This is a genomic window from Gemmatimonadota bacterium, from assembly GCA_026706345.1.
Lineage (GTDB): Bacteria > JAAXHH01 > JAAXHH01 > JAAXHH01 > JAAXHH01 > JAAXHH01.
The window spans coordinates 1,955-3,164 of sequence record JAPOYX010000101.1; the positions used below are offsets into that span (position 1 = coordinate 1,955).

Annotated in this window: 2 protein-coding genes; both read left to right on the forward strand. The window is 60.9% G+C overall.

Annotation, left to right across the window (positions count from 1 at the left end; all coding sequences use genetic code 11):
- On the forward strand, nucleotides 1-386 hold a 386-nt coding region (locus tag OXG98_07415), incomplete at its 5' end, for a hypothetical protein (GenBank protein ID MCY3771831.1).
- Between the two features lie 6 nt (nucleotides 387-392).
- Nucleotides 393-1,061: a hypothetical protein gene (locus tag OXG98_07420; protein ID MCY3771832.1), complete on the forward strand. Its 669-nt coding sequence runs from the start codon at nucleotides 393-395 to the stop codon at nucleotides 1,059-1,061.
- Nucleotides 1,062-1,210: the final 149 nt, after the last annotated feature.

The following is a 1,210-nucleotide window of genomic DNA, read 5'->3' on the forward strand; positions in this document are numbered from 1 at the left end:
AAGCCTGGACGGCCTGGCAGGCGGCCAAAAAGCCGAGCTATGCCGGAACCTGGCTGGTGGTTGGTCACGATCCCGGACGCGGTGGGGATTACACCGGACAACTCACGCTGACCGCCGGGGAGGACGATCAATACACCGGCACGTTTTCCTATACATTTGCCGACGGCTCTCGGATGGAGGGCTCCACGACCGGGACGATATACACCGGCTTCCAATGGCGCGGCGTTGCCCAAGCCAAGGAGAGCGGCCCGGCCGGTCGGGAGATGCGGCAGCGCGAAATCCTTTTTGCGTCTGAAGATGGCAACACCCTGACCGGCCGGCGCTTGCTGACCAACCTCGGCGACCTGGGCATGGATGAAACCTGGTATCGCAGCCAGGGCCAGTGACTGCTGCTGACGGTCAGTCCGGCCATGATCCAAACCGGCTCCCCCCAGACAGTAAACATTTTCGGGATGGGCTTCTCCGGGGATACGCTGTCGGCGGATAAATTTTCTTTTGGCGAAGGTGTGGGGGTGTTGTCCCTGCGGCTCGATGGCAACCAGACGATTGTGGCGGAAGTCTTTGCCAAGGCCGGCGTGGCAGAAGGGCCGCGCACGGTCTCCATTCAAGGTGTGGCGGGAACGGGGCAGGTCGCGGTCTACGAGGCGGTCGGTTACAGCCGCATCACGCCGGAACGGGGCTTCGCCCGGCCTGGCGGCATTCGGACGCCGAAAATTTTTCAGCAGTACGAAGTGGTCGGCTACGCCAACGGTCCGGATAATGCCAAGGGTACGGACGACGATGTCAAGCTGGGACGGATCGGCCCGGTCAAATGGAATCTGGAAGAATATGTGAAACGCCCGAACGACGACGATATTCAGTATGTCGGCGCGGTCGATCAGACCGGCCTGTTTCACCCCAACGAGGATGGGCCGAATCCCAAACGCCACCTGATGGAAGGCAACGTAGGCGATGTCTGGGTGGAAGCCTGGTATACGCCCGAGGGTGCGAAACGGCCTATGGGGGCGCGCGCCCACCTGCTGGTGATGCCGGCCAAGTTTATCTTTCCACCGATTGAATAGCATGCTACAGAGCATGTGAGGGGAGAGCGATATGGAACTGCACTTCCGTGCGGAAAACGCCCACGCCATAACGGAGGGCAACCAGAACATTCTGGTCGCGGCCAAAAGCATGTCCATGTTTGTCATGGACCCAGTCTCCCAGGCCGTCC